The following is a 25221-nucleotide window of genomic DNA, read 5'->3' on the forward strand; positions in this document are numbered from 1 at the left end:
GCCCGTGCCATCTCCCTCGGCCCCCGGCAGGGGGGCCGGCGCTATATGCAAGGGGAGGCGTCAGGCCGCCAGCGATTTCGGCGCCAGACCCACCGCCTGCCGCAGCGCCTCGATGAGGCTCCGCTCGTCCGCCACCCCGGTGCCGGCGATGTCGAAGGCGGTCCCGTGATCGACCGAGGTGCGGATCACCGGAAGGCCGACGGTGATGTTCACCCCGGCTTCGAGGCCGAGCACCTTGATCGGGCCGTGGCCCTGGTCGTGGTACATGGCGACGACCATGTCGTAATCGCCCCGCCCCGCGAGGAAGAACAGGGTGTCGGCCGGCAGCGGCCCCCGGACGTCCCACCCCTTCGCGCGGCAGGCCTCCACCGCCGGGGTGATCTTCTCCGCCTCCTCGCCGTGGCCGAACAGGCCGTTCTCGCCGGCATGGGGGTTGATGGCGCAGACGCCGATCTTCGGATTGACGATCCCGGCCTTCACGAGGACGGCGTGGCCGCGCCCGATGACCCGCTCGACGAGGCCCGGCTCGATCCGCGCGATCGCGTCGATCAGGCCGATATGCGTCGTGACGTGGATCACCCGCAGCTTGGGCGAGACCAGCATCATCGAGACCTCCGGCGTGCCGGTGAGGTGCGCGAGCATCTCGGTATGGCCGGGGAACTTGTGGCCGGCGGCGTGCAGCGCCTCCTTCGACAGGGGCGCCGTGCAGATGCCCTGCGCCTGCCCCGCCTGCACGACCTCCACCGCCTTGGCGATGCACCGGTACGCCGTCTCGCCGGCCACGGGCGAGACGCGCCCGAACGGCAGATCCTCCGGGACGCAAGCGAGGTCCACGCATTGGACGGCGCCCGTGCGGAAGGTCGCCTCGCCCGCCTCGGCGTGGGCCTCGACCGTCAGGCCGGACCCGACGATGCGGCCCGCCTGCCGGAGGCGCCCGGCATCGCCGATCACCAGGGGCCGGCAGAGGTCGTTCACCTCGGGATGGGCCAGGGCCTTCATGATGATCTCCGGCCCGATGCCGGCGGGATCGCCCATGGTGATCGCGATGGTCGGACGGGTCATGTGAGACTTCCTTCGGTTCGCGCCTTGCGCAGGCGGTCACGGATGCGGACGAGGCTGTCGGCATCGCCGAACGCGCCCGCCTTGGTCGCGATGGGGATCGAGAGCCGCCCCAGGGTGAGCCCGAGGGACACGCCGGGCTCGATCTCGTCCGCGAGGTGAATGCCCCGGATGTCGAGGCGCGTCAGGAGGGCGGCGGCGGTCTCGCCCCCCGTGGCGGCCAGCGCGCCGATCTCCCCGGCGACGGAGGCCAGCGCGTCGGCCAGGGCATGCGCCAGCCGGAGGCCGAGGCTCAGGTCGGGCTCGCCCGCGAGCACGATCTCCACCAGGACGTCGCCCCCCGCCGCCAGCCGCTGCGCGACCTGGGCGGCGAGGCCCGCGCGCCCGTCCTCATCCGTCAGCAGGGTGTGCGGCGTGACCGGCAGGTGCAGGACGGCGCCGTCGGCCACGAGGCGCCGGGCGCCGGCCCGCGAGATGTCGGCCATGGAGCCGACCACGAACAGCGCGCCCCGCCCGTCCGGCCCGATGCGCACCGGGTCCAGCCCCTGCGGCGGGGTGGAGGCCGCGAGGGCATGGGCCAGCCCGGCGCTGCCGATGAAGAAGGGCGAGCCGTCCATCGCCAAGCCCGCCTCGGCGATCCGGCACAGGTCGTCGTCGGTTTCGGCGTCGCAGACGGCGATCCGGTCGGGAACGGAGGCAGCCTCCGCCAGCGCCCCGGCCAGCCCGCCGCCGCGCACGGTCTCCAGGGGGAGCACCCGCGACGCGAGCCCGGCCGTCGCCAGCATCGCGCCGAGTTCGGCGGTCTCGTAGCGGTGGTCGCGCCGCCAGACCTCCGTGTCCTCCAGCGGACGGCCGCCCACCCGCACCCGGCCATCGACCGTCGTGCGGCCGGTGCCGGGGAATGCCGGCGCCAGGATGCCGAAGGCGTGGCCGTGAACGGCCCGCAGCGGGGCCAGGCTCGCCGCGATCTCGGCGGCGGGGTGCCCCCGCAGGGTCGAGTCGATCTTCTTGAACAGGCGGCGCCCGGCCGTGTGGAACCGCTGCAGCAGCGCCGCGTGGCGCTGCGCGGCGGCCGCCTCGGAGAGCCCCCGGCTGTCCGCATCGTAGGACAGGACCGGGACCTCCTCGTCCCAGGCCGTCTCACCCCAGATGACGGCGGCCGCGCGCCCCCGCCGACGGAACGCGATCGCGCAATCGGCGGCTCCGGTCAGGTCGTCGGCGAGGATGAGCCAGGCCGCGTCCATCTCAGGCGCGGCCCGCCGGGGCGGGCTCGGCCACGACGTCCTCCGCCTCGGCCTCGCCGGGGCCGACGACCTTCGCCGTCCAGGCCGTGACGACCGGAACGAGGATGGCCGTGACGACGACGCAGGCCGCCACCAGGATCGTCGCGGGGCCGGCGGCATCGGCATAGGCCGGGTTCGCGGCGGCGACGATGGCCGGGACGGCGGCGGCGTTTCCGGCCGTCGAGGCGGCGGCGACACCGGCGACGCCGGTGCCCCCGGTGAGGCGGTCGGCCAGGAACAGGGGAATGCCCGTCAGCACCACCACCGCGACCCCCATCGCGAGACCCAGCAGGCCCGCCTGCCAGACCTTGGTGAGGTCGAGGCCCGCGCCCAGGGCGAAGGCGAAGAACGGAATCATGACCGGGATCGCCTTGCTCAGGAAGGCGCGCATCTCGCGGTCGAGGTTCCCGATGATCATCCCGACGACGAGGGGCAGGACGGCGCCCACCAGGGTCTGCCAGGGAAAGGCCGAGAGGCCGGCGACGCCCAGCGTCACCATGGTGAGGAACGGGCCGCTTTCCAGCGACATGACCGTGTAGGCGCCGACATCCCGGGGGCGGCCGTACTGGCCCATCAGTGCCATGTAGAGGCCGCCATTCGTGTCGTTCATGCTGGCGACGACGGCCAGGGTGGACAGCCCGGCGAACATGCCCGCCGCGACCGGGGCCTCCCCGAGGACGCGCCCGAAGATCAGCCCGAGGATGAGCGCGATCCCGATCTTCACGATCAGCAGCGTGCCGCCCTTCTTCACGATGTACGGCGTGGCGCGGAAATCGATGCTCGCCCCCATGCACACGTAGAAGACCGCCAGGATCGTCAGGGCGCCCGAGAACAGCGCCCCGGTGAAGGAGCCGAAGAACTTCGGCGTGCCGGGAAAGAAGGTCGCGATCAGCGCGCCCGCCAGCAGCGGCACGACCATCATGCCCCCCGGAACGCGGTCAATGGTCCGTTTGATCGGCAACTGCATCGCCGCGTCCTCCCTGATTGTCGCGAGCACTTTCGTTGATGGCCCTGGCGCAGGCCGGTGCTCGCGGACAACTTTGCGCAGATCGCGCATTCCGTCAACGCAGTTGCGCAATCTGCGCATTCGCGCCGACCCGCTCCGCCGCGAAGCGCGCGCGCAGCCACGCGGCGGCCGGGCCGCAGGGCCTCTGCTTGTGCCAGACGAGTTCGAGGGCGATGGGCCAATCGCCCTGATCGAAGTGGAGGTCCGGCGTCACGAGATACGGCGCCGTAAGGGACGAGGCGATGACGTGGTCGGTGACGAAGGCCCAGCCGATCCCGTGCTTGACCATCTCCAGGATGACCCAGTGGCTCTCCACCCACCAGACTTCGGCGGCCACCCGCAGGCGGCGCTTCTCCGCGCCGTCGCCCCGTGCGGCCACGAGGATTTGGCGGTGCCGCTTCAGCTCCTCCCACTCCACCCGCTCCTTGGCGAGGGGGTGATCGCGGCCGCAGACGAGCTTGAGCGGCACCCAGCCGATGGTCTGGAAGCCGAGTTCCGTGGGAAGCGCCTCCTGGCGCCACATCACGCCCAGGTCGGCCGCCCCGGACCGGACCATGCGGCTGACATCCTCCATGAGGGGGAAGAGCAGTTCCAGTTCCACGAAGGGGAAGCGCCGGGCGAAGTCGGCGAAGAGCGCGCCGAGGGCATGCTCCGGGTAGAGTTCGTCGATGGCGACCACCAGCCGGTTCTCGACGCCCTGTTCCAGGCTGCTGGCGACGCCGATCAGGTGCTCCCGCCGGTCGAGGACGACGCGCGCTTCGAGCAGCAGCCGTTCCCCCGCCGGGGTCAGGATCGGATTGCGGCCCGTCCGGTTGAACAAGGCCAGCCCCAGATCGGTCTCCAGGTTGGCGACCTGCGTGCTGACGGCCGATTGCGCCTTCCGCAGAACCCGCGCCGCACCGGAAAAGGAGCCGGCCTCCGCCGCCGCCACGAAGGCTTGAAGCTGATCGAGCGACACGGCCATCTATCTGATTCTCAGATACGTCCTAACTTGTGGATCGGCTTATCACAGATAGACAGCGGGCAACCCAGTCGGCTTCCGCAGAGGAGATCATGCGCAGCACACGAGACCGTATCCGTCACGCCATCCTGTTCGAGGTGATCGGCCTCCTGCTCATCGTGCCCCTCGGGACCGCGGTGTTCGGCCTGCACGCGGCCGACATGGGCGTGATCGGCCTCGGGAGCGCGCTGGTCGCGACGACGTGGAACTACGTCTACAACCTCGGCTTCGACCGGGCGATGCAGCGGTTCGCCGGGCACACGCGCAAGAGCGTCGTCCTGCGGGTCGCGCACGCCGTCCTGTTCGAGGCGGGGCTGCTCATGATCCTACTGCCGCCGATCGCGTGGTATCTCGGCATCGGCCTGGTCGAGGCCTTCTTCATGGACCTCGCGATCGCGGCCTTCTACGTGGCCTACGCCTTCGTCTTCAATCTGGCCTACGACCACGCCTTCCCCCTGGCGAGCTGGGGCGACGTCGCGGCCAAGCCGTCCCGCTGAGGGGGGCTGACGTTCCTGAAAGCGACCCGTCTTCCCGTGATTGCCGGGCGCCCGGCCCGGCTACGGCAGCCGGTCGCGTTGCTGCCACTGCACGAGATGCTCGGGCGCCCCCCAGGCCGCCTTCAAGCGGGCGATGTGACCGTCCACCCGGTTGACCGACCCGGCGTCCTTGAACGCGGCCCAGATCTCAAAATGCTCGGTGCCCCGGGGGCTCAGCCGCCATTCGCTGTGGTCCTTGTTATCCTGAACAAGCCACGCGTGGATCATGACGACCTGCGGCCCCACCATATCGAAATGATGTTCGAGGTAGCCCGCGAAATTGGGTCGGATGGCACGACACCATAAGATCGTTGTATTCACTGTTGCTCCCCCATATGAGGCAACATAATTTACTTTCGATCCGCGGTCATTGTTTATTTTTATTGACGACTTTGCGTTGTAAATTCATGAGACAACTTATCTAGTGCGTGTTTCGTCGCAAATCGAATTGTTGCTGATGTTTGAGGATGTTATGCGGCCTCGGACCTATCCCGGAGGCATCGAAGTCGGCGGCGGCGGTCCCGGCGCGGCGGGTTCCAGGCTTGAATACGCCGCGTGGCCGGCATAGCGCGGTCCCGGCGCCGGACGGATGGCCGCACCCGACCGTGACGGCTGCGGGCCGGGGGGCGTTGGTCCCGGCAGCCGCACCGGTTAGAGAGGCGCATGACCGACGGAGATCTTCGACACGAGGTCGAGCGGCTGCGCCAGCGCGAGAGCGAACTGGTGGCGGAGGTCGGGCGCCTCCGCGCCGGCCGGGAGCCGGATGCCCCCTCGACCGCCAACGAGGCCGGCGTCGGGACCCTCCGGTCCGACCTGCTGTTCACCGCCTCGGACAAGACCCGGATGGCGATGATCGTCACCGATCCGAACCTGCCGGACAATCCCATCGTCTTCGCCAACCGCGCGTTCCTGGAACTCTCCGGCTACGCGGCCGAGGAGCTGATCGGCCGCAATTGCCGCTTCCTGCAGGGGCCCGGCACCGACCCGGCCCACGTCACCCGCATCCGCGACGCCGTCGCGGCGCGGCGGGACGTGGTGGTCGAGTTGCTGAACTACCGGCGTGACGGCAGCCCCTTCGTCAACGAGCTGTACGTCAGCCCCGTCTTCGGCCCGCACGGCGAATTGCTGTACTTCTTCGGAAGCCAGCTCGACCTGACGCGCTTCCGGGAGATGGAGGGGATGGCCGTGCGGCGGGGCGCCTCCTTCCGCAGCCTGCTGGAGGACGGCGAGGCCGGCTTCTGCATCATCGAGATGCGCTTCGACGCGCGGGGGCGGGCCGAGGATTACCGCTTCGTCGAGGTCAACGCCGCCTTCGAGCGCCAGTCGGGACTCGCCGACGCGGAAGGCCGCTGGATGCGCGAGCTCGAACCGGAGCACGAGCAGCACTGGTTCGACACCCTGGGGCAGGTCGCCTGCACGGGCCGCGACGCGCGGTTCCGGGGCGCGGCCTCGCAGCGGGGGCGCGTGTTCGACGTCCACGCCGTGCGCATCGGCAGCCAGGCGCAGAACCGTGTCGCGGTGCTGTTCGAGGACGCCACCGTCCGGCTGGAGACCGAGCGCCGCCGCGATGCGCAGGACCGCGACCGGCTCGTCGAGCGCGACCTCGTCTGGCGCACGAGCCGCGACCTCCTCGTCGTCTGCAGCCTCGACGGGACCATCCGCGCGGTCAACCCGGCCTGGACGGACCTGCTCGGCTGGCCGGCGGGCAGCCTCGTCGGCACCGGCATCGACGCCGTGATGCACCCGGACGAGCAGGACGCCGCCGCCCAGGGCTTCGAGATGGTGCGCACCGGCCGGAACGTCTCCAACATCGACATCCGTCTCAGGACCGCCGACGGCGCGCATCGCTGGATCTCGTGGAACGCCATCCTGCAGGGGGACCGCTACTACGCCACCGGCCGGGACGTGACCGAGCGCCGGGCGCTGGAGGAGCAGTTGCGCCAGTCGCAGAAGATGGAGGCGGTCGGGCAACTCACCGGGGGCGTGGCGCACGATTTCAACAACCTGCTGACCGTCATCAAGTCCTCGACCGACCTCCTGAAGCGGCCGAGCCTGAGCGAGGAGCGGCGCGCGCGCTACATCGACGCCATCTCCGACACGGTGGACCGCGCCGCCCGGCTCACCAGCCAATTGCTCGCGTTCGCGCGCCGGCAGGCGCTGCGCCCCGCCGTGTTCGACGCCGCCCAGTCGGTGGCGGCCATCGCCGACATGGTCGGCACGCTCACCGGCGCCCGCATCCACGTCGAGACCGATACGAATGCCGGCACGGACGAGGCCGGGTGCAGGCTGCCCTGCCACGTCGACGCCGATCCGAGCCAGTTCGACACGGCGCTCGTGAACCTCGTGGTGAACGCCCGCGACGCGATGCAGGGCGAGGGGCGCCTGCGCATCGCGGTCCGGCGCGCGGACCGCATCCCGCCCCTGCGCTCGCACCCGGCGGTGCCGGGCGACTTCGTGGCCGTGTCGGTCTCGGATACCGGCGCCGGCATCGAGGCGGACCTGCTGGAGCGCATCTTCGAGCCGTTCTTCACGACGAAGGGCGTGGGGCACGGCACTGGGCTCGGCCTCAGCCAAGTGTTCGGCTTCGCCAAGCAATCGGGGGGCGACGTCGCGGTCGACAGCGCGGTCGGCGTCGGGACCACCTTCACCCTGTTCCTCCCCCATTCCGCCGACGCCGGGGCGCGGGAACCCGCGCGGGACGATCCGGGGCCGCTCGCGGAGGGGCACGGCACGCCGGTCCTCGTCGTCGAGGACAACGTGGAGGTCGGCGCCTTCGCCACCCAGGCGCTGGGGGAACTCGGCTACCAGGCCGTCTGGGTGAAGGACGCGCAGGCCGCCCTGGCCGAGATCGAGGCGTCCGGCCAGCGGTTCGAGGTGGTCTTCTCCGACGTGGTGATGCCCGGCATGAACGGGGTCGACCTCGCCCGGGAGATCCGGCGGCGCTGGCCCTACCTGCCCGTGGTGCTGACCTCCGGGTACAGCCATGTCCTGGCCTCCGAGGGCACGGACGGTTTTCCGCTGCTCGGCAAGCCCTACTCCGTCGCCGACCTCAGCCGGGCCCTGCGCAAGGCCCTGCGGGAGCGGTTGGCGCTGACCTTCGGCTGACGGTGGAAAGCGCCGGCCAGGGCGCATCCGCCGCGGGTCGCGCGCGTTGACGTGCGACGCCCGCCGGGCGCGCTGAGGGATCCCGCTCCTTTCGAGCCATCATGCACGCACCCCCACACGACCCGGGAACGATGTCCCGCGCAGATCTGGAAGCCGAGGTTCGGCGCCTGCGGGGGCATTCGGCCTCCCTCGCGCAGATGTTCGAGCAGGCCCCCAGCTTCATCGCCCTCCTGAGCGGCCCCGAGCACCGCTTCACGCTGACGAACGCCGCCTACCAGCGCGCCGTCGATGGCCGCGACGTGGCCGGGCGCACCGTCGCGGAGGCGCTGCCGGAGGCCGCCGCTCAGGGCTACGTCGCCCTGCTCGACGAGGTGTTCCGCACCGGACGGCCTCACCAGGCGATGGGGGCGAGGCTCGATCTCCAGCCCGTGCCGGGGGGCCCGATCACGGAGCGCTACCTCGACTTCGTCTACCAGCCGGTCGCGGGGGCGGACGGCCGGGTCGAGGGCATCTTCGTGGAGGGCCACGACGTCACCGAGCGCACCCGCGCCGAGGCCGCCTTGCGCGAGAGCGAGGCGCGCTACCGCACCCTGTTCGAGAGCATCGAGGTCGGGTTCTGCATCATCGCGATGAAGTTCGAGGGCGACCGGGCCGTCGATTACCGCATCGTCGAGGCCAACCCCGCCTTCGTGCGGCAGACCGGCGCCGACGTCGCCGGACAATGGGTGAGCGACTTCGCGCCCGACCTCGAACGGCACTGGTTCGACACCTACGGGCGCGTCGCCCTGACCGGCGAGCCCGCGCATTTCGAGCATTTCGCCGACGTGTTCGGCCGCTGGTTCGACGTGCGGGCCCTGCGCATCGGCGAGCCGTCCGAGCACCGGGTCGCGATCTTCTTCTCGGACATCACCGAGCGCCGCGAGGTCGAGCGGCGCGCCGAGGCGGGGGAACGGGAACTCCGCCTGATCGCGGACGCCCTGCCGGTGCTCATCGCCTTCATCGGCGCGGACCACGTCTACCGCTTCGCCAACGAGGCCTATGACGACTGGTTCTTCATGCCCGCCCGGGAGATCGTCGGCCGGGACGTGCGCGACCTGCTCGGGCCGGATGGCTACGCGGCACGCCGGCCGTTCATCGACCGGGCGCTCGGCGGCGATCCCGTCACCTTCGAGATGGACTGGCCCCACCGCGACGGGCGCCCCCGCATCGCCGAGATCCGCTACCTGCCGCGCCGGGACACCCAAGGCCGCGTCGACGGCTTCCACGTCTTCGTGCAGGACGTGACCGTCCGCGCGCAGACCGAGGCCGACCTCGCCCGTCAGGTCGCCGCCCGGACCGCCGAGCGCGACCAGATCTGGCAGGCGTCGTCCGACCTGCTCTGCGTGGCCAATTTCGAGGGCTACTTCGTCAGCCTCAACCCGGCCTGGCCCCGGACCCTCGGGTGGACCGACGCCGAGATGAAGGCGCGGCCGTTCCTCGACTTCGTGCATCCCGACGACATCGCGGCGACCGTGGCGGCGGCGGGAGGGCTGGCGCGCGGGGAGGCCCAGCTCACCTTCGAGAACCGCTACCTCCACAAGGACGGCGGCCATGTGTGGCTGTCCTGGAACGCCGTGCCCCGCGACGGCCTGATCTACGGCTCCGTGCGCGACGTGACCGCGATCAAGCGGCAGGCCGAGGCCCTCGCCAGGACCGAGGAGGCCCTGCGGCAATCGCAGAAGATGGAGGCGGTGGGGCAACTGACCGGCGGCCTCGCCCACGACTTCAACAACCTGCTCGCCGGCATCTCGGGCTCGCTGGAACTGATGCAGACCCGGATGAGCCAGGGCCGGATCGGCGACCTCGACCGCTACATGGCGGTCGCCCAGGGCGCGGCCAAGCGCGCCGCCGCGCTGACCCACCGGCTCCTCGCCTTCTCCCGGCGCCAGACCCTCGACCCCAAGCCCACCAACGTGAACCGCCTCGTCACCGACATGGAGGAGTTGATCCGGCGCACGGTCGGCCCGTCCGTCCACCTGGAGGTCGTCGGCCTCGCCGGGCTGTGGCCGGCGCTGATCGACGCCGGCCAGTTGGAGAACGCGCTGCTCAACCTGTGCATCAACGCCCGCGACGCGATGCCGGAGGGCGGCCGCATCACCATCGAGACCGCCAACCGGTGGATCGACGAGGTCGGCGGCCGCCAGCACGACCTGCCGCCGGGGCAGTATCTCAGCGTCTGCGTGAGCGACACCGGCACCGGCATGGCGCCGGACCTGATCGGCAAGGTGTTCGAGCCGTTCTTCACCACCAAGCCCACCGGCGAGGGCACGGGCCTCGGCCTGTCCATGGTCTACGGCTTCGCCCGCCAGTCGGGCGGGCAGGTGCGGATCTATTCCGAGGTCGGCGAGGGCACGATGGTGTGCCTCTACCTGCCCCGCCATTACGGCGAGGCCGACGAGGCCGAGGTCGCGCGCCGGCTCGCCGAGGTGGAGCTGGCGGGCCAGGGCGAGACGGTGCTGATCGTGGACGACGAGCCCTCCGTGCGCATGCTGGTCACGGAGGTGCTGGAAGACCTCGGCTACACCGCCATCGAGGCCGCCGACAGCGTCGCCGGCCTGAAGGTGCTGCAATCGGACGTGCGCATCGACCTGCTCGTCACCGATGTCGGCCTGCCCGGCGGGATGAACGGGCGGCAGATGGCCGATGCCGGCCGCGAGCGGCGGCCGGACCTGAAGGTGCTGTTCATCACCGGCTACGCCGAGAACGCCGTCCTCGGAAACGGCTACCTGCGGCCGGGCATGCAGGTCCTGACCAAGCCGTTCGTGCTGGAAACACTCGCCACCCGCATCAAGGACCTCATCGCCGAGCCGTGAGCGCGCGGCGCGGCCGGAGCGCCGCCATCGCCTCGTCGGCGGCCCTCTGCCCGCTGTCGTGGGCCCCGTGGGCGGTGGTGAAGTCGTGCGGGTGCGTCGCCTCGCCCGCGAAGAACAGCCTGTCCTCGAAGGGCCGGGCGAGTTGCGCCCGCGCCCCGGAGCGGCCCGGCAGGGCGCAGCTATACGCCCCGCCGATGGTGCCCATCCGGCTCCACGCGGTCGCCGCCAGCGGCCGGATCGCCGAGGCCACGTCCCCGCCGAACAGGGCGGTGAGCTGGGCCGCAACGAACGCGAAGCCGGCGGCCGGGCCCTCCTCGGCCACCATGCGCGCGCCCTCGCCCCCGAGGAACGCCTCGATCACCGGCCATCCGTTGGGCCGGATGGAATAGGCGGCCGACCTCGCATCGTGGATGTCGCCGTAGGCGTGCGAATCCGGCGCGAACGCCGAGTCGCGCGCGATCTCCAGGAACACCTTCTCGTTGTGGCCGAGCGGCAGGGCGGCGGCGGCCTCCCGCCAGGGGTCCGTCCCCGCGGGCAGACGGATCGCGTCGCCGGCCAGGATCGCGGTCGAGACCGTCAGGATGGCGGCCCCGGCGTGGAGGGTGCCGGCGCGCGTGGTGACGGCGACCCCGTCCGCCGTCAGGTCGATCCCCTCGGCGGGGGTGGCGAGGCGCAGGGCCGTCGAGGCCGGCAGGCTGGCGGCGACCAGCGTCCCGTAGCCGAGGGGCAGGTGCCAGTTCCGGCCCGTCGAGGCCTCGTCGTAGGCGAGGTAGTCGGTGGCGGAGATCGCCTCGGGCCCGACGCCGCTCATGAAGCCGGCGATGGACCGCACGTAGGCGTTGTAGCGGCCGCCGGGCTCCAGGGCATCGCCGGCCCGGTCGCTGCCGGCCGCGACGGCACGGAGCCGGTCCTCCCACGTGCCGTACGCCCGCTGGGCCGCCTCCTGGTCGTCCCGGTCCTGGGCGATGCTGGGATGGGCCTTGGCCCAGGGCGGATCGCCCCGGTCGACCGGGAAGCCCGCCGCCTCGGCGATGCCGACCCAGGCGTTGCGGTCGCCCGAATGGAGCCATTCGCAGCCGAGATCGAGGGGATACCCGCCGAGATCCTGCGTATGGGCGCGCCCTCCGAGACGCGACGACGCCTCCAGCAGCACGGCCGACGCGCCCTCGGCCGCGAGCCGCCGCGCGGCACCGATCCCGGCGGCCCCTCCCCCTACGATGATGACGTCGAACACGCTGTGCATGGGGCTCATGTGAGATCGCAGACCGCCATCATAACCCCCTCGCCGGGAGCGGGGACACATGCCGGCCCCGCACGCCTGGGCTGCGCCGGTACGGACGGACCTGTGACCTTTGGGCCTAGGCGTCACCGGCCGGACGGCCCGGTTCGGACGTGGCCAGGCCGGCGGCCCGATGTTAATCCGCGTTAAATGGCGTGGCCCCCTGGGCACCCATCCGAGATGGGAATGTCGGTTTGAAGCCATCGCACGACGACGAACCGAGGATCGACCTCACCGCCTGCGACCGTGAGCCCATCCACATCGTCGGCAGCGTCCAGCCGCACGGATTCCTGCTCGTCCTCGAACCGCCCTCCCTGACCGTCGTGCAGGCCAGCGCCAACGCCCCGGCCGAGGCGGCCGTCGGCACGTCCCTGGACGCGGTCTTCCCGCACCTCGCCGCCATCGTCCGCCGCCATCTGGACGAGCCCGGCGCGCAGACCGGCGCGTCCTACCTCCGCACCGTGACCCTCACCTCCGATGCCGCCCGCCTGACCTACGAGGTCGCGGCGCACCGGGTCGATGGCCTCGTGGTGCTCGAACTGGAGGAGGTCGATGCCGCCGCGGCGGATCTCGGCCTCGATGTGCTCACGCCGCGTCTGCGGTCCTTCGTCGAGCGCCTGCACGCCGCCCACGACATCGCGGAACTCTGCCACCTCGTCGCGCAGGACATCCGCGCCGTCACCGGCCTCGACCGGGCGCTGGTCTACCGCTTCGACCGGGATTGGCACGGCACGGTGCTGGCCGAGGACGGCAACGGCGCGCTGCCGTCCTACCTCGACCTCCGCTTCCCCGCCTCGGACATCCCGGCGCAGGCGCGCGAACTCTACCGCCGCAACCGCATGCGGATCATCCCGGATGCGGGCTACGCCCCCGTGCCGATCCTGCCGGCGGCGACGCCCTCGGGGAAACCCCTCGACCTCAGCCAGTCCGTCCTGCGCTCCGTCTCGCCGGTTCATGTCGAGTACATGCGCAACATGGGCACGATGGCGTCCATGTCGGTGTCGATTCTGATCGACGGCGCGCTGTGGGGCCTGATCTCCTGCCACAACGCCGCGCCGAAGCGCGTGCCGCTGCACGCCCGCAATGCCTGCGACGTGCTCGCCCAGATCTTCGCCCTGCAGCTCTCGGCCCGCGAGCGTGGCGCCCAGGCCGAGCAGCGGCTGGCGCTCGGGCAGGTGCAGGCCCGTCTCCTCGGGTTCATGGCGGAGGAGGACAGCTTCGTCGATGGCCTGCTCAAGCATCCCGACGACGTCCTGGCCCTGGTGAACGCCTCCGGCGCGGCCGTCGTCACCGCCGACCGGTGCCGGCTGATGGGCGCGACGCCGGAAGAGCGCGACGTGCGCGCCATGTACGACTGGCTGTCGGGCCGCGGCGACACCGACGACGTCTTCGTGTCCGAGGCCCTGTCCGAGACCATCCCAGGCGCGGCGGGCTACGCCGACCACGCGAGCGGGCTGCTCGCCATCTCGGTCTCGAAGAAATACGCGAGCTACATCCTCTGGTTCAGGCCGGAGGTGGTGCGCACGGTCAAGTGGGGCGGCAACCCGGTGAAGCCCGCCGTGCCGGATCCGGCGGGCGGGCCGGACCGCCTGCACCCGCGCAAATCCTTCGAGATCTGGAAGGAGACGGTGCAGGGGCGCTCGCTGCCGTGGTCGATCCCGGAGGTCGAAGCCGCCAAGGACCTGCGCGCCTCGGTGCTCGGCATCGTGCTGCGCCGGGCCGAGGAACTCGCGGCGATGAGCGAGGAGTTGCAGCGCTCGAACAAGGAATTGGAGGCGTTCTCGTACTCGGTGAGCCACGACCTGCGCGCGCCGTTCCGGCACATCGTCGGCTACTCGAACCTGCTCAAGACGCGGGAGGGCGCCAACCTCTCGGAGAAGGGCCGGCACTACGTCGACACCATCATCGAGGCGGCCTTCTCGGCCGGCACCCTCGTCGACAACCTGCTGTCGTTCTCGCAGATGGGCCGCAACGCCCTGAAGAAGGTCACGGGCGACATGAACGCCCTGGTCGAGGAGGTCCGGCGGAAGGTCCTGCGCGACGTCCCGGCGGACCGGGCCGTGCGGTGGGAGATCGAGCCCCTCGGCCGGGCCTATGCCGACCCGGTGATGCTGCGCCTCGTCATCGAGAACCTGCTCTCGAACGCGGTGAAGTACACGCGCGGCAAGCCCGAGGCGGTGATCGCGGTGGGGCGGCTGCCGCCGAAGGACGGCGAGGCGGTGTTCTTCGTGCGCGACAACGGCGCCGGCTTCGACATGGCCTATGTCGACAAGCTGTTCGGCGTGTTCCAGCGCCTGCACCGGGTCGAGGATTTCGAGGGCACCGGCATCGGGCTGGCCAACGTCCGCCGCATCGTCGAGCGCCACGGCGGCCGGACCTGGGCCGAGGGCCATCTGGGTCGGGGCGCGACCTTCTACTTCACGCTACCGCTTCGGGAGGAGGCGCACTGACATGGCCGGACTGAAGCCGTTCCTCCTCGTCGAGGACAATCCGAACGACATCGAGCTGACCCTCGCCGCGCTGGAATCGAGCAACCTCGCCAACGAGATCATCATCTGCCGCGACGGGGCGGAGGCGCTCGACTTCATCTACCGGCGCGGCACCCACGAGGGTCGGCAGGCGCAGGACCCGGCGGTCGTGCTGCTCGACCTGAAGCTGCCCAAGGTCGATGGGCTGGAAGTGCTCGCCAAGATCAAGGGCGACCCGGCCACGCGCGGCATCCCGGTGGTGATGCTCACCTCCTCGCGGGAGGAGACCGACGTGGTCCGCTCCTACGATCTTGGGGTGAACGCCTTCGTGGTGAAGCCGGTCGGGTTCGATGAGTTCTTCGCCGCGATCAAGGATATCGGCGTGTTCTGGGCGCTCCTGAACGAGCCGCCGCCGCATCGGGGAGGCTGGCCATCGAACGCGTGATCGGACCCTCCGCCGGTCCGCTGCGCATCCTCCACCTGGAAGACAGCGACCTCGACGCGGAGCTCATCGAGGCTGAACTAGACAACCTCGGCCACCCGTTCGTGATCGAGCGGGTGATGACGCGCGCGGAGTTCGCGGCGACGGCCTGGCCGGAGCGCCACGACATCATCCTGGCGGATTACGTCCTGCCGACCTTCGACGGCGTCAGCGCGCTCGGCATCGCCCGCGAGCAATGCCCCGACATCCCGTTCATCTTCTGCTCCGGCACGCTGGGCGAGGACGTGGCCGTCGAGGCGCTGAAGAACGGCGCCACCGACTACGTGGGCAAGCAGCGCCTCGACCGGTTGTCCCGCACCATCGTCCGGGCGCTGGCCGAGGCGCGGGCCCGGGCCGACAAGCGGGCGGCCGAGGAGGCCCTGCAGGCGCTGAACGAGACCCTTGAGGTGCGCATCGCCGAGCGCACCCGCGAACTGGCCGAGACGAATGCCGAGCTTCAGCGCCAGATCGGCGAGCGGGAGCGGGCCGAGGAGGCGCTGCGCCTCAACCAGCGCCTGGAGGCCGTCGGGCAATTGACCTCCGGCGTCGCGCACGACTTCAACAACCTGCTCACGGTGATCGCCGGGAACATCGAGTTCCTGGAACGCGCGGTCGCCGACGACCGGTCGAAGCGCCGCCTCGCGATGATGAAGGGGGCGGCGGACCGGGGCGCAAGGCTCACGGCGCAGCTCCTCGCCTTCTCCCGGCGCCAGCGGCTGGAGCCGACCCCGGTCGGCCTGAACGACACCGTCGCCTCCATGCGCGACCTGCTGCAGAGCTCGATCGGCGGCGCGGTCCAGATCGAGACGACGCTGCAGGCCGACCTCTGGCCGGCCCTGGTCGACGCGACGCAGATCGAGCTCGTCATCCTCAACCTCGCCATCAACGCCCGCGACGCGATGGCGGTGGGCGGCCGCCTCACCATCGAGACCGCCAACGTGACCGTCACTGGCGCGCCGAGCCGTCCCGAGCAGCCCCCGCCCGGGGAGTACGTGATGGTGGCGGTGAGCGACACCGGCACCGGCATGCGGCCGGAGGTGCTCGCGCGGGTGTTCGAGCCGTTCTTCACCACCAAGGAGGTCGGTAAGGGCTCGGGCCTCGGGCTCGCGCAGGTCTTCGGGTTCGTGAAGCAATCGGGCGGCGGCATCCGCATCGACACGGTGCTCGGCGAGGGCACGTCGATCAAGGTCTACCTGCCCCGGGTCGAGGGCGGGGGATCGGCCTCCGCCGAGAAGGCCAGGGCTGTCGATTGCGCCCTGGCTCACCCGCCGGGAAGCCACCCGACCCTCCTCGTCGTGGACGACGACGCGGAGGTCCGGGAAGTCACCGTGACGCGCCTCTCCGAGGCCGGGTACGCGGTGCGCGAGGCGGCCTCGGGGCTCCAGGCCCTGGCCGCCCTGGAGGCCGACCCGTGCGTGGACCTCGTGGTGCTCGATTTCGCCATGCCGGGCATGAACGGGGCCGAGGTCGCCATCGAGATCCGCAAGCGCTGGCCGGGGATGCCGGTGCTGTTCGTCACCGGCTTCGCGGACACGACGGCCCTGACGCTGGCCGGCGCGAGCGGCTCCGACGCGGTCGTCCTGAAGCCGTTCCGGCAGGGCGAGCTCGAACGCAAGGTCGCCACGGCGCTGGAGGCGCGGCCGGTGGCCGGGCTCCGCCTCGTCTCCGACCGGGGAAAAGCCTGACCGGCGACCCCATATAGCGGGGACGTGCAGAGCGAGGAGAGGACATGACCATGCAGACCGAGAGGGCCGTGCTGGCCGGTGGGTGCTTCTGGGGCATGCAGGACCTGATCCGGCGCCAGCCGGGCGTGGTCTCGACTCGCGTCGGGTATACGGGCGGCGACGTACCGAACGCGACCTACCGCAACCACGGCACCCACGCGGAGGCCATCGAGATCGTCTACGATCCGGCCCGGACGAGCTTCCGGCGCATGCTGGAATTCTTCTTCCAGATCCACGACCCCACGACGCCGAACCGCCAGGGCAACGACCGGGGCCTGAGCTACCGCTCGGCGATCTACTTCACCGACGACGGGCAGCGCCGCGTCGCCGAGGAGACCATCGCCGACGTCGACGCCTCCGGCCTCTGGCCGGGGAAGGTCGTGACCGAGCTGGCGCCGGCCGGGCCGTTCTGGGAGGCCGAGCCGGAGCACCAGGATTACCTGGAGCGCCGGCCCGACGGATACACCTGCCATTTCGTCCGGCCGAACTGGGTCCTGCCCGTCCGCGCCCCCGCCGCGCAGGCTTCATGAGGCGCCGAGGGGGGCGGCAGGAACCGTCCCCCTCACGTGGGGTTCCCGTGGGACGGTGACTGGCGCCATCTTGTGTATCGTGGGGGTGTATCGTGCGTGACCGCGAACCACTCTCACGGCGCGTCCTGCTTCAGTCCGCAAGCGTGGCCGCCACGGGCACCCTGCTGGGCATTCGCGGCGCCGCAGGCGAGGCGCCGACCGGTCGGCGGCCGACGACCCTCGATCCCGATTACTTCAAGGGCATGTACGCCACCGAGGCGGACCCGTGGAAGTTCGCCTCGAGCCCGTACGAGCGCGCCAAATACGCGGCCACGCTCAAAGCCCTGCCGCGCCCCCACTACGCGTCCGCCCTGGATGTCGGGTGCTCCATCGGCGTGTTCACCCATGAGCTCTGCCCGCGCTGCGATGCGCTGATCGGGCTCGATGTGGTTCCCTCGGTGCTGAACGAGGCGCGGGCGCGCTGTGCCGATTGCCCGAACGCGCGTTTCAGCCTCGCCGCCGTTCCGGGAACATGGCCGGAGGGGCGTTTCGACCTCATCGTGATCTCGGAGGTGGCCTATTACCTCGACCGCCCCGACCTCGCCCGGCTCGTCGCGCGGGTCGAGGGCGCGGTCCTGCCGGAGGCGGACATCGTGCTGGTCCATTGGCTCGGCGTCACCCATTACCCGCTCTCCGGCGACGACGCGGCCGAGGGCTTCATCGCGGGCGCACGCGGCTTCGCGCGGGTCCTGACGCAATCGCGAACCGCCGAGTACCGCCTCGACGTGCTGCGGGTGACGAAGCCCGCCTGATCGATCACCGCCGCCCGGCGAGGCGGGAGACGCCGTACAGCGCCAGGCCGAGGAGCATCACGGCGAGGCCGCCGAGCGATTGCATCGGCCGCGCGGTGACGAGGTAGGCCAGCATGAACGCGGTCACGCCCAGGAACACGAGCGGCGTGACGGGATAGCCCCAGGCGCGATAGGGCCGAGGCAGGTCCGGCCGCGTGATCCGCAGCTTGATCAGGCCGAGCACCGCCAGGAACGAGCACAGGATGAGGCCGAACTGGATGAATGCCAGAACCGCCTCGTAGCTCTGCGTCAGCAGCAGCAGGCTCGCCACGCCGCATTGGAGGAGGATCGCGAGCACCGGCACGCCGTGGCGGGTGCGGCGCGCGAAGGCGCGCAACAGCCGCACATCCTCGCCCATCGTGACCGTGACGCTGGGGCCGATCCACATCATCGCGCCGATCGTCGGGATCAGGCCGACGCAGATGACCGCGCCGACGACCCGGCCGCCCTCGGCCCCGAAGACATGCCGCCCGCTGATCATCGCGACGTCGATCTGCCCGGCGAGTTCGGGCAGCGGGGTGGTGCGCAGGAACACCGCGTTCAGCGCGACGTAGAGCACGATCACGACGCCCGTCCCGAGGAACAGGGCTCTCGGCAGCGTATAGGACGGGTCGGCCAGATCGCCCGCGATGTAGGTCGCGGCGTTCCAGCCCGAATAGGCGTACATCACGAAGACGAGGCTGACGGCGAAGCCGGCGGTGAACACCTGCGCCGGGTCGAACGCGCGCGGCGAGAAGCTGACCGGCGCCCCACCCTCCACGGCGAAGCCGGCGCCGATGAAGGCCACGATGAGCAGCAGCTTCACCAGCGTCGCGCCCACCTGGAACGCCTCCCCGAAGCGCCCGCCCGTCAGGCGGATGGCGGTGACGACCCAGATCACCGCAAGCCCGAGGGGGAGCGGCGGGGCCGCCGGGTGGAAGGCTTTCGCGTATTGGCCGAACGCCATCGCGGCCAGCGCAACGGGGGTCGCGAAGCCGACGGTGGCCGAGAGCCAACCCGCCATGAAGCCGAGGGCCGGGCCGTAGGCGCGGGTGAGGAAGTTGTACTCGCCGCTGGAGCGGGGAAACATCGTGGCCAACTCGGCGTAGCTGAACGCCCCGCAGAGCGCGACGAGCCCGCCGACGCCCCACAAGAGCAGCAGCCCGAAGCCGGACGGGACGTCCGTCACCTGGAACCCGAGGCTGGTGAACACCCCGACGCCGATCATGTCGGCGACCACGAGGGCCGTGGCCGCCAGCGTCTTCACGCCCGGCGTCGCGCCCTGGGACAGACACGCCATCGCGGCCCCCTCTCCTCACGCGGCAACCGGCGATCGCGGGCCGGGTTCGGCCGCAGGCCCCCCGTGCGACGAATGGCCGATCGGGGTCCCCCCGGCACGGGAGGGCGGCGATGCGCTGTGCGTTTTTGCCCCAAGCCTCCGGCGATCTGCGGAGGCGCCTGCGGACCTAGTTCCATCCGCAAGCCCGTTTGCCGGCCGGCTTCCCGTCTCGGCGAGCGGGCGCCAATCCTTCCTCGTTCGAGGCTCACGCCATGCGCATCCTTCCCGTCGGCCTGTTCACCCTCGCCCTGATGGCGACGCCCGCCCTCGCCTTGAGCGCGGGGGATTCGATGCAGGATTGGGCGGCAGCCTCCACTGCGGACAAGGAGGCCCTCCTGCGCAAGCTCGACGCGGCGAGCGGCGGGGATGCCGCCCGGGAGCGCGTGCGCTCCTGCCTCGACGACACGTCGAGAACGACCGGCCACGCGAGCCTGCCGATCTCCGAGGTGGCAAAGGCCTGCTCCGAACAGGCGGCCCGCGAGAACATCTGATCATCGCCGGGCACCGTGAGCCCGGCGGCCGAACTACAGATTGATATTAGAATAATTCCTCTTTGTTGCTTGCATAACACTTGCCCACATGAGCGTGATGTTTGGCCTTGTTCACGGTTCCGTGATGCCGTAACGCCGAAGGAGATGATCGATATCCGCGATACATTAGTCAGTTTCTAAACTGGCGAAGTGGCCATCGCTGCGATGTTCGAAGAACTTCTTTAGGGCACGGTGATGCGTAAGTTCGAGTCTGTCCTTGGCGACACTTCCGTGCGTGTCGCGATCGGCGTGGCATCACTGGGGCTGGGTTGGGCAGGCCTGGCCCTCGACGTCGCCGCGCAGGAGGCCGTCGTGCTCGATGAGCTGTCCGTCGCGAGCGTGGCAGGCAGTAACGGCCGGGCCGGCCAGGGCGTTGGACTTCAGAAGGACTTGCCGGCGCCTTATGCCGGCGGACAATTCGCGCGCGGCGGATCGCTCGGGATCCTCGGCACGCGCGACGCGCTGAACACCCCCTTCAGCACCGTGAACTTCACCGAGCAGGTCATTCGGGATCAGCAGGCGCGAACCGCCGCCGATACGCTGGTCAACGATTCCTCCGTCCGTCTCACCACCGGCAACAACGGGTTCGACGACACGTTTCAGATCCGCGGCTTCCCGGTCCAGGCACAGGACGTCGGGTTGAACGGCCTCTACGGTCTGGTCTCGTCCAACCGCGTCGCGGCCCAGTACATCGAGCGGATCGAGGTGCTGAAGGGCCCCGGCGCGTTCATGTACGGCATTCCGCCGGGGGGCAGCGTCGGCGGCAGCATCAATATCGTCACCAAGCGCGCCCTCGATCTGCCGCTCCTCCAAGTCACGCCGCAATACATCAGCCCCGGAAACTTCGGCGTTCATGTCGACGCCAGCACCCGTGGCGGCGAGAACAAGGAGTGGGGCATCCGCTTCAACGGCCTGGGCCGCACCGGGGAAGCCTCGATCGACGGCGGCAACTGGCAGACGGGCCTCGGCGCGGTGGCGCTCGATTACCAGGGCGAGCGGCTGCGCTGGGCGCTCGATATCATCACGCAGAACGACGACACGAAGAACTTCCGCCCGCAGATCACCCTGCGTTCGGACATCCCGTACATCCCGTCCCCACCGGATGCGCGCGGCAACTGGTATCCCGGAACGCAGCTCCAGCAACGGGACAACACCGTCGCCACCTTCCTCGAATACGACCTCACCGATTGGCTCACGGCTTACGGCGGGATCGGCTATCGCGCGGGCTCCAACCGGCAGACCTTCCCGGATTCGCGCGTCGCGGGGTTCACGAGCGGGGCCGATGCCCTGGGCAACTTCCGGCTCGTCAACGGATACTACGATTCCTACAGCAGCTCCGTCAGCGGCAATGCCGGGCTGAAGGCGCGCTTCGACACCGGGTTCATCAATCACGCCCTCAACGTGGTGTTCACGGGGTTCAGCCGCGAGGAAGGCTTCGCCTACACCGCGAACACCGCCGCCGAATCGGTCCCGTCGAACATCTACCGGCCGGCGCCGCTGCCCGTGGTGCGCGGCGCCCGCCTCGACCCGCGTCGCTCGGCGGACACGACGCTCACCAGTGTCGCCGTGGCGGACACGATGTCGTTCCTCGACGAGAGCGTCCTGCTCACGGCCGGCGTGCGCTACCAGATGGTGAACCAGCTCGCCTACAACACGACGACCGGGGCACGGACGAGCGAGTACGATGCCGACGCCACCTCGCCGCTGGCCGGCATCGTGGTGAAGCCCTGGCAGAACGTGGCCGTCTACGCGAACTACGCCGAGGGCCTCACCTCGGGCACGATCGTAGGCCCCGGATACACCAACACCGGCGCGATCCTCAGCCCCTTCAAGTCCGATCAGCAGGAGGTCGGCGTCAAGATCGACTGGGGCGCCATCACGACGACGGCGGCCCTGTTCCAGATCAGCCGGCCGAGCCAGGTCCGGACGGCCGCGAACACCCTCGCCTACGATGGCGAACAGCGGAACCGGGGATTGGAGGTGTCGGCGTTCGGCGCGGTGCTGCCGAACCTGCGCGGCTTCGCCAGCGCCACCTTCCTGCGCCCCGAACTGACCAAGCCGACCAATCCGGCCGAGCGCGGCAACGACGCCCCCGGCGTGCCCGATCTGACCGTGTCCGCCGGACTCGAATGGGATACGCCGTGGGTTCCCGGCCTCTCCCTGAACGGCCGGGTGATCTACACGTCCGGCTCCTACCTCACGACCGCCAACCGGCTGCGCTTCCCGGACTGGACGCGGTTCGATCTCGGCCTTCGCTACGCGACGCTCGTGGGGGAGCAGCCGGTCACGCTGCGCTTCAACGTCGAGAACATCGCCGACAACCGCTACTGGCTCACGACCGGAACCTTCGTGACGGTCGCCTCGCCGCGGACGTTCATCCTCTCGGCGTCGGTGAACTTCTGACGTGGGCAAGACCTTCCGCCAATCGATGGCGTGGCTGCACGCGTGGTCCGGGCTCGTCGTCGGCTGGATCCTGTTCTCCGTCTTCGTGACGGGCACGGCGAGCTACTACCGCGCCGAGATCTCGCAATGGATGCGCCCGGAGCTGCGGTATGGCCGGACATTCGGCCCGGATGAGATGGCGGCGACCGCCGAGCGCGGCGTGGCCTATCTCCGGGAGCATGCCGGCGGGGCGCGGACGTGGTTCATCACGCTGCCACGGCCCGAGATGCCGCTGCTGGACCTGTTCTGGCGGACGGGACCCGGCCGTCCGCCGGGCCACGTCCTGCTCGATCCCGACAGCGGGGCGCCCGCCGAAGTCCGCGAGACCCGGGGCGGCGACTTTCTCTACCGCTTCCACTTCGAATTGAGCCTGCCGCCGCTCTGGGGCCGGTGGATCGTTGGCCTGTGCGCGATGATCATGCTGGTCGCCCTGGTCTCGGGGATCGTCACCCATCGGCGCCTCTTCGTGGACTTCTTCACGTTCCGGCGCCGCGCCGACCAGCGCGGCTGGCTCGACGCGCACAACGTCACGGGCGTCCTCGCCCTGCCCTTCCACGCGATGATCACCTACACGGGGCTCGTGACCCTCGCGTCCCTCTACATGCCGTGGGGCGTGAAGACCGCCTACCGGGGCGACGCCCAGCACTACTACGTCGAATCCGGCCAGATCACCGCGCCGCGCCCGCCCGCCGGCACGGCCGGCACGCTGGCCCCCGTCGGCCCCATGGTCGTGCAGGCCCTGAGCCGCGTCCCGCAGCCGCTGGAGCGGCTGACGATCGTCAATCCCCGGGATGCGCATTCCGTGGTGGTGGCCGTGTTCGAGGAGCCCCACGGCCTGTCGCACCAGCATCCGCAGATCGCCTTCCACGGGTCCAGCGGCGAGATCGCCGAGATCCGCGCGGGCGACCTCCGCCCCGCGACCAGGACCTTCACCACGATGGTCGGCCTGCACGAGGCGCATTTCGCCGGCTCGGCGTTGCGGGTGCTGTTCTTCCTCTCGGGCCTCCTCGGCTGCGCGATGGTCGCGACGGGGCTCGTGCTGTGGTCGGTGGCGCGCCTGCCGAAGGGGCCCGCCCCTTCGCGGATGCCGTGGTCCCACCGGCTGGTCCACACCCTCAACGTCGGCACCGTGGCCGGGCTGCCGTTCGCGGTGGCGTGCTACTTCCTGGCCAACCGGCTCCTGCCCGTCGCGATGCCGGGGCGCGCGGAGGCCGAGATCCAGGCGTTCTTCGGCGGATGGGCGGTGGTGGGTCTCCTCGGCCTGGGCCTCGCCCCGCGCCGCGCCTGGATCGTCGCCCTGGCGACGGTCGCCCTCGCGTATCTCCTCCTGCCCCTCGTCGGCGGGTTGCGCGAGGGCGGCACCGTCTCGGTCGCCTTCGACGTGATCGTCCTCGGCATCGGAGCCGGCTTCGGTTTCGCCGTCCACGCCCTGGCCAAGAGCCGGTTCGACCGGGACGGGCTCGGGCGAACCGGGATTCCCGGCGGGGCCGTCGCGACGCGCCCGTTGAAATGAGATTTCGCGAGGCCGCGCTTTCGTAAAACGGCACCCCCGTCTTTACCCGTCATCCCGTCCGAAATTGAGAGCGATTTGTGCGCCCCCGCGAATAGACTTTTCGCACCGCACAGGAGATCGCCATGCTCACCCCGGTCGCCGACCCCCGCACGGCTTGCCTGGCCGCCCTGGCCAGGGGTGCCGGCACATCCGCCTCCGACTATCTCCGTCTCGCGCGGAGGACGCTGGAAGACCTGATGGCGCGCGACGACCTGCTCGCCGGAATCACCCTTCAGCGGAAGCCCGGCGGCTACGCGCGGACCCTGTTGTTCGGCGAGAACGGGATCAGCGTCTGGGCGATCACCTGGAGCCCGGGTTCACGGACCTCGGTGCATGACCACCACTGCTCCTGCTGCTTCGGGGTCTGGAGCGGCGCGCTGCGGGAGGTCTGGTTCCGCGCCCTGAGCGAGACCGACGCCGTCGCCACCGGCGAGGCCCTCCGTGAGCCCGGTTCCGTCGCCTGCATGATGCCGAGCGGGCCGAACCTTCACCAGATGCTCAATGCCGGGCCGGACGAGGCGATCTCGATCCACGTCTACGGCTTCGATCCCGAAATCCGCGCCTCCTCGATCGAGCGCGAATACCGCATCGTCGCCGGCTGAGCCGGCCCTCACGCCATGTAGATCGTCGGCACGGCCGTCGTGTACTTCATCTCCTCCATCGCGATGGAGGCGGAGAGGTTCGAGAATTCGAGCCGCGCCGTCAGGCGCTGGTACACGGTGTCGTAGGTCTCGATGTCCGGCACGACGATGCGCAGAAGATAGTCGATCTCCCCGGTCAGGCGCCACGCGCCGACGATCTCCGGAAAGTCGTCCACCGTCCTGCGGAACGACGCCGACCATTCGGCCGTATGCCGGGGCGCCTTCACCGCGACGAAGACCGTGATCGGCACGTTGACCTTGCGGCGGTCGACGAGCGCCACCCGGCGGGTGATGACGCCGCTCTCCTCCAGCCGGCGGATGCGCCGCCAGCACGGGGCGGCGCTCAAGCCGACCCGTTCCGCGATCGTCGCCACCGGCAGCGTCGCATCGACCTGAAGCACGTCCAGGATCTTCCGGTCGATCTCATCCATTGTCCCGCGCCCCGCCCAGCATCGCCCGTCCGATGAGCCGCCGCAGCGACGATGTTCTGCGGCATCGGCATGATGAAGACGTATCGTCCTCGCGATCTACTCGAATTGGAATTCCGGTTCTATTTACAGACATCGTGGCGGTTGCGCATAAATG

At 70.4% G+C, this 25221-nt stretch carries 20 protein-coding genes; 12 read left to right on the forward strand and 8 right to left on the reverse strand.

Going from position 1 to position 25221, the window contains the following annotated elements:
• Positions 1-60 precede the first annotated feature (60 nt).
• The 4 genes from pdxA to ACXJ1Y_RS15870 all read right to left on the reverse strand — a co-directional run bounded on the left by pdxA (position 61) and on the right by ACXJ1Y_RS15870 (position 4312).
• The gene (gene pdxA, locus ACXJ1Y_RS15855; RefSeq protein ID WP_463847146.1) at positions 61-1062 is read right to left on the reverse strand and encodes a 4-hydroxythreonine-4-phosphate dehydrogenase PdxA; all 1002 of its coding nucleotides are present in this window, start codon (positions 1060-1062) and stop codon (positions 61-63) included.
• The gene (locus tag ACXJ1Y_RS15860; protein WP_463847147.1) at positions 1059-2303 is read right to left on the reverse strand and encodes a four-carbon acid sugar kinase family protein; all 1245 of its coding nucleotides are present in this window, start codon (positions 2301-2303) and stop codon (positions 1059-1061) included. The genes pdxA and ACXJ1Y_RS15860 overlap by 4 nt, the downstream gene beginning before the upstream one ends.
• A 1-nt stretch (position 2304) precedes the next feature.
• The gene (locus ACXJ1Y_RS15865) at positions 2305-3309 is read right to left on the reverse strand and encodes a 2-keto-3-deoxygluconate permease (protein WP_463847148.1); all 1005 of its coding nucleotides are present in this window, start codon (positions 3307-3309) and stop codon (positions 2305-2307) included.
• 94 nt (positions 3310-3403) lie between these two features.
• Positions 3404-4312, reverse strand: a complete 909-nt coding sequence (locus ACXJ1Y_RS15870) for a LysR family transcriptional regulator (protein WP_463847149.1) — start codon at positions 4310-4312, stop codon at positions 3404-3406.
• 89 nt (positions 4313-4401) lie between these two features.
• Between ACXJ1Y_RS15870 and ACXJ1Y_RS15875 the strand changes: the two genes are divergently transcribed.
• Entirely contained in the window at positions 4402-4845 is a 444-nt protein-coding gene (locus tag ACXJ1Y_RS15875; RefSeq protein WP_463847150.1) for a PACE efflux transporter, read from the forward strand.
• Positions 4846-4905: 60 nt separating this feature from the next.
• On the opposite strand, the gene ACXJ1Y_RS15880 is transcribed toward ACXJ1Y_RS15875, so the two are convergent.
• Positions 4906-5205, reverse strand: coding sequence for a hypothetical protein (locus ACXJ1Y_RS15880; protein WP_463847151.1), 300 nt, complete (start codon positions 5203-5205; stop codon positions 4906-4908).
• A gap of 342 nt (positions 5206-5547) precedes the next feature.
• Between ACXJ1Y_RS15880 and ACXJ1Y_RS15885 the strand changes: the two genes are divergently transcribed.
• Positions 5548-7989 carry a hybrid sensor histidine kinase/response regulator gene (locus ACXJ1Y_RS15885; protein ID WP_463847152.1) on the forward strand — a complete coding sequence of 814 codons (2442 nt, stop codon included), beginning with the start codon at positions 5548-5550 and terminating at the stop codon, positions 7987-7989.
• Positions 7990-8120: 131 nt separating this feature from the next.
• Complete coding sequence (locus ACXJ1Y_RS15890; protein WP_463847153.1) at positions 8121-10841, forward strand: hybrid sensor histidine kinase/response regulator; 2721 nt, start codon at positions 8121-8123, stop codon at positions 10839-10841.
• On the opposite strand, the gene ACXJ1Y_RS15895 is transcribed toward ACXJ1Y_RS15890, so the two are convergent.
• Positions 10825-12084, reverse strand: coding sequence for a flavin monoamine oxidase family protein (locus ACXJ1Y_RS15895; protein WP_463850136.1), 1260 nt, complete (start codon positions 12082-12084; stop codon positions 10825-10827). The genes ACXJ1Y_RS15890 and ACXJ1Y_RS15895 overlap by 17 nt on opposite strands.
• Positions 12085-12314: 230 nt before the next feature.
• Here ACXJ1Y_RS15895 and ACXJ1Y_RS15900 point away from each other — a divergent pair, with 230 nt between their 5' ends.
• From ACXJ1Y_RS15900 to ACXJ1Y_RS15920, 5 genes are all read left to right on the forward strand, one after another.
• Positions 12315-14570: an ATP-binding protein gene (locus ACXJ1Y_RS15900; protein ID WP_463847154.1), complete on the forward strand. Its 2256-nt coding sequence runs from the start codon at positions 12315-12317 to the stop codon at positions 14568-14570.
• A 1-nt stretch (position 14571) separates the two neighbouring features.
• Positions 14572-15033 (forward strand): response regulator, encoded by a 462-nt coding sequence (locus tag ACXJ1Y_RS15905; protein ID WP_243956535.1) that lies wholly within the window; start codon positions 14572-14574, stop codon positions 15031-15033.
• The gene (locus ACXJ1Y_RS15910; RefSeq protein ID WP_463847155.1) at positions 15030-16754 is read left to right on the forward strand and encodes a hybrid sensor histidine kinase/response regulator; all 1725 of its coding nucleotides are present in this window, start codon (positions 15030-15032) and stop codon (positions 16752-16754) included. Before ACXJ1Y_RS15905 ends, ACXJ1Y_RS15910 begins: the two co-directional genes overlap by 4 nt.
• A gap of 44 nt (positions 16755-16798) precedes the next feature.
• Complete coding sequence (msrA, locus tag ACXJ1Y_RS15915) at positions 16799-17323, forward strand: peptide-methionine (S)-S-oxide reductase MsrA (RefSeq protein ID WP_463847156.1); 525 nt, start codon at positions 16799-16801, stop codon at positions 17321-17323.
• 242 nt (positions 17324-17565) lie between these two features.
• Positions 17566-18114 (forward strand): SAM-dependent methyltransferase, encoded by a 549-nt coding sequence (locus ACXJ1Y_RS15920; RefSeq protein ID WP_463850137.1) that lies wholly within the window; start codon positions 17566-17568, stop codon positions 18112-18114.
• A gap of 4 nt (positions 18115-18118) precedes the next feature.
• Here the strand turns inward: ACXJ1Y_RS15920 and ACXJ1Y_RS15925 are convergent, their stop codons facing one another.
• Complete coding sequence (locus ACXJ1Y_RS15925) at positions 18119-19432, reverse strand: APC family permease (protein WP_463847157.1); 1314 nt, start codon at positions 19430-19432, stop codon at positions 18119-18121.
• 251 nt (positions 19433-19683) lie between these two features.
• On the opposite strand from ACXJ1Y_RS15925, the gene ACXJ1Y_RS15930 reads away from it, so the two are divergent.
• The 4 genes from ACXJ1Y_RS15930 to ACXJ1Y_RS15945 all read left to right on the forward strand — a co-directional run bounded on the left by ACXJ1Y_RS15930 (position 19684) and on the right by ACXJ1Y_RS15945 (position 24597).
• On the forward strand, positions 19684-19962 hold the full coding sequence (locus tag ACXJ1Y_RS15930) for a hypothetical protein (RefSeq protein ID WP_463847158.1): 279 nt from the start codon (positions 19684-19686) through the stop codon (positions 19960-19962).
• A 270-nt stretch (positions 19963-20232) separates the two neighbouring features.
• Positions 20233-22404 carry a TonB-dependent receptor gene (locus ACXJ1Y_RS15935; protein ID WP_463847159.1) on the forward strand — a complete coding sequence of 724 codons (2172 nt, stop codon included), beginning with the start codon at positions 20233-20235 and terminating at the stop codon, positions 22402-22404.
• A gap of 1 nt (position 22405) precedes the next feature.
• Positions 22406-23956 carry a PepSY-associated TM helix domain-containing protein gene (locus ACXJ1Y_RS15940; protein WP_463847160.1) on the forward strand — a complete coding sequence of 517 codons (1551 nt, stop codon included), beginning with the start codon at positions 22406-22408 and terminating at the stop codon, positions 23954-23956.
• A 122-nt stretch (positions 23957-24078) separates the two neighbouring features.
• Positions 24079-24597, forward strand: a complete 519-nt coding sequence (locus ACXJ1Y_RS15945) for a cysteine dioxygenase (protein ID WP_463847161.1) — start codon at positions 24079-24081, stop codon at positions 24595-24597.
• 8 nt (positions 24598-24605) lie between these two features.
• Here ACXJ1Y_RS15945 and ACXJ1Y_RS15950 read toward each other — a convergent pair whose 3' ends face one another.
• Positions 24606-25067, reverse strand: coding sequence for an Lrp/AsnC family transcriptional regulator (locus tag ACXJ1Y_RS15950; protein ID WP_463847162.1), 462 nt, complete (start codon positions 25065-25067; stop codon positions 24606-24608).
• Between the last annotated feature and the right edge of the window lie 154 nt (positions 25068-25221).

This window comes from Methylobacterium sp. TK26 (assembly GCF_055361565.1).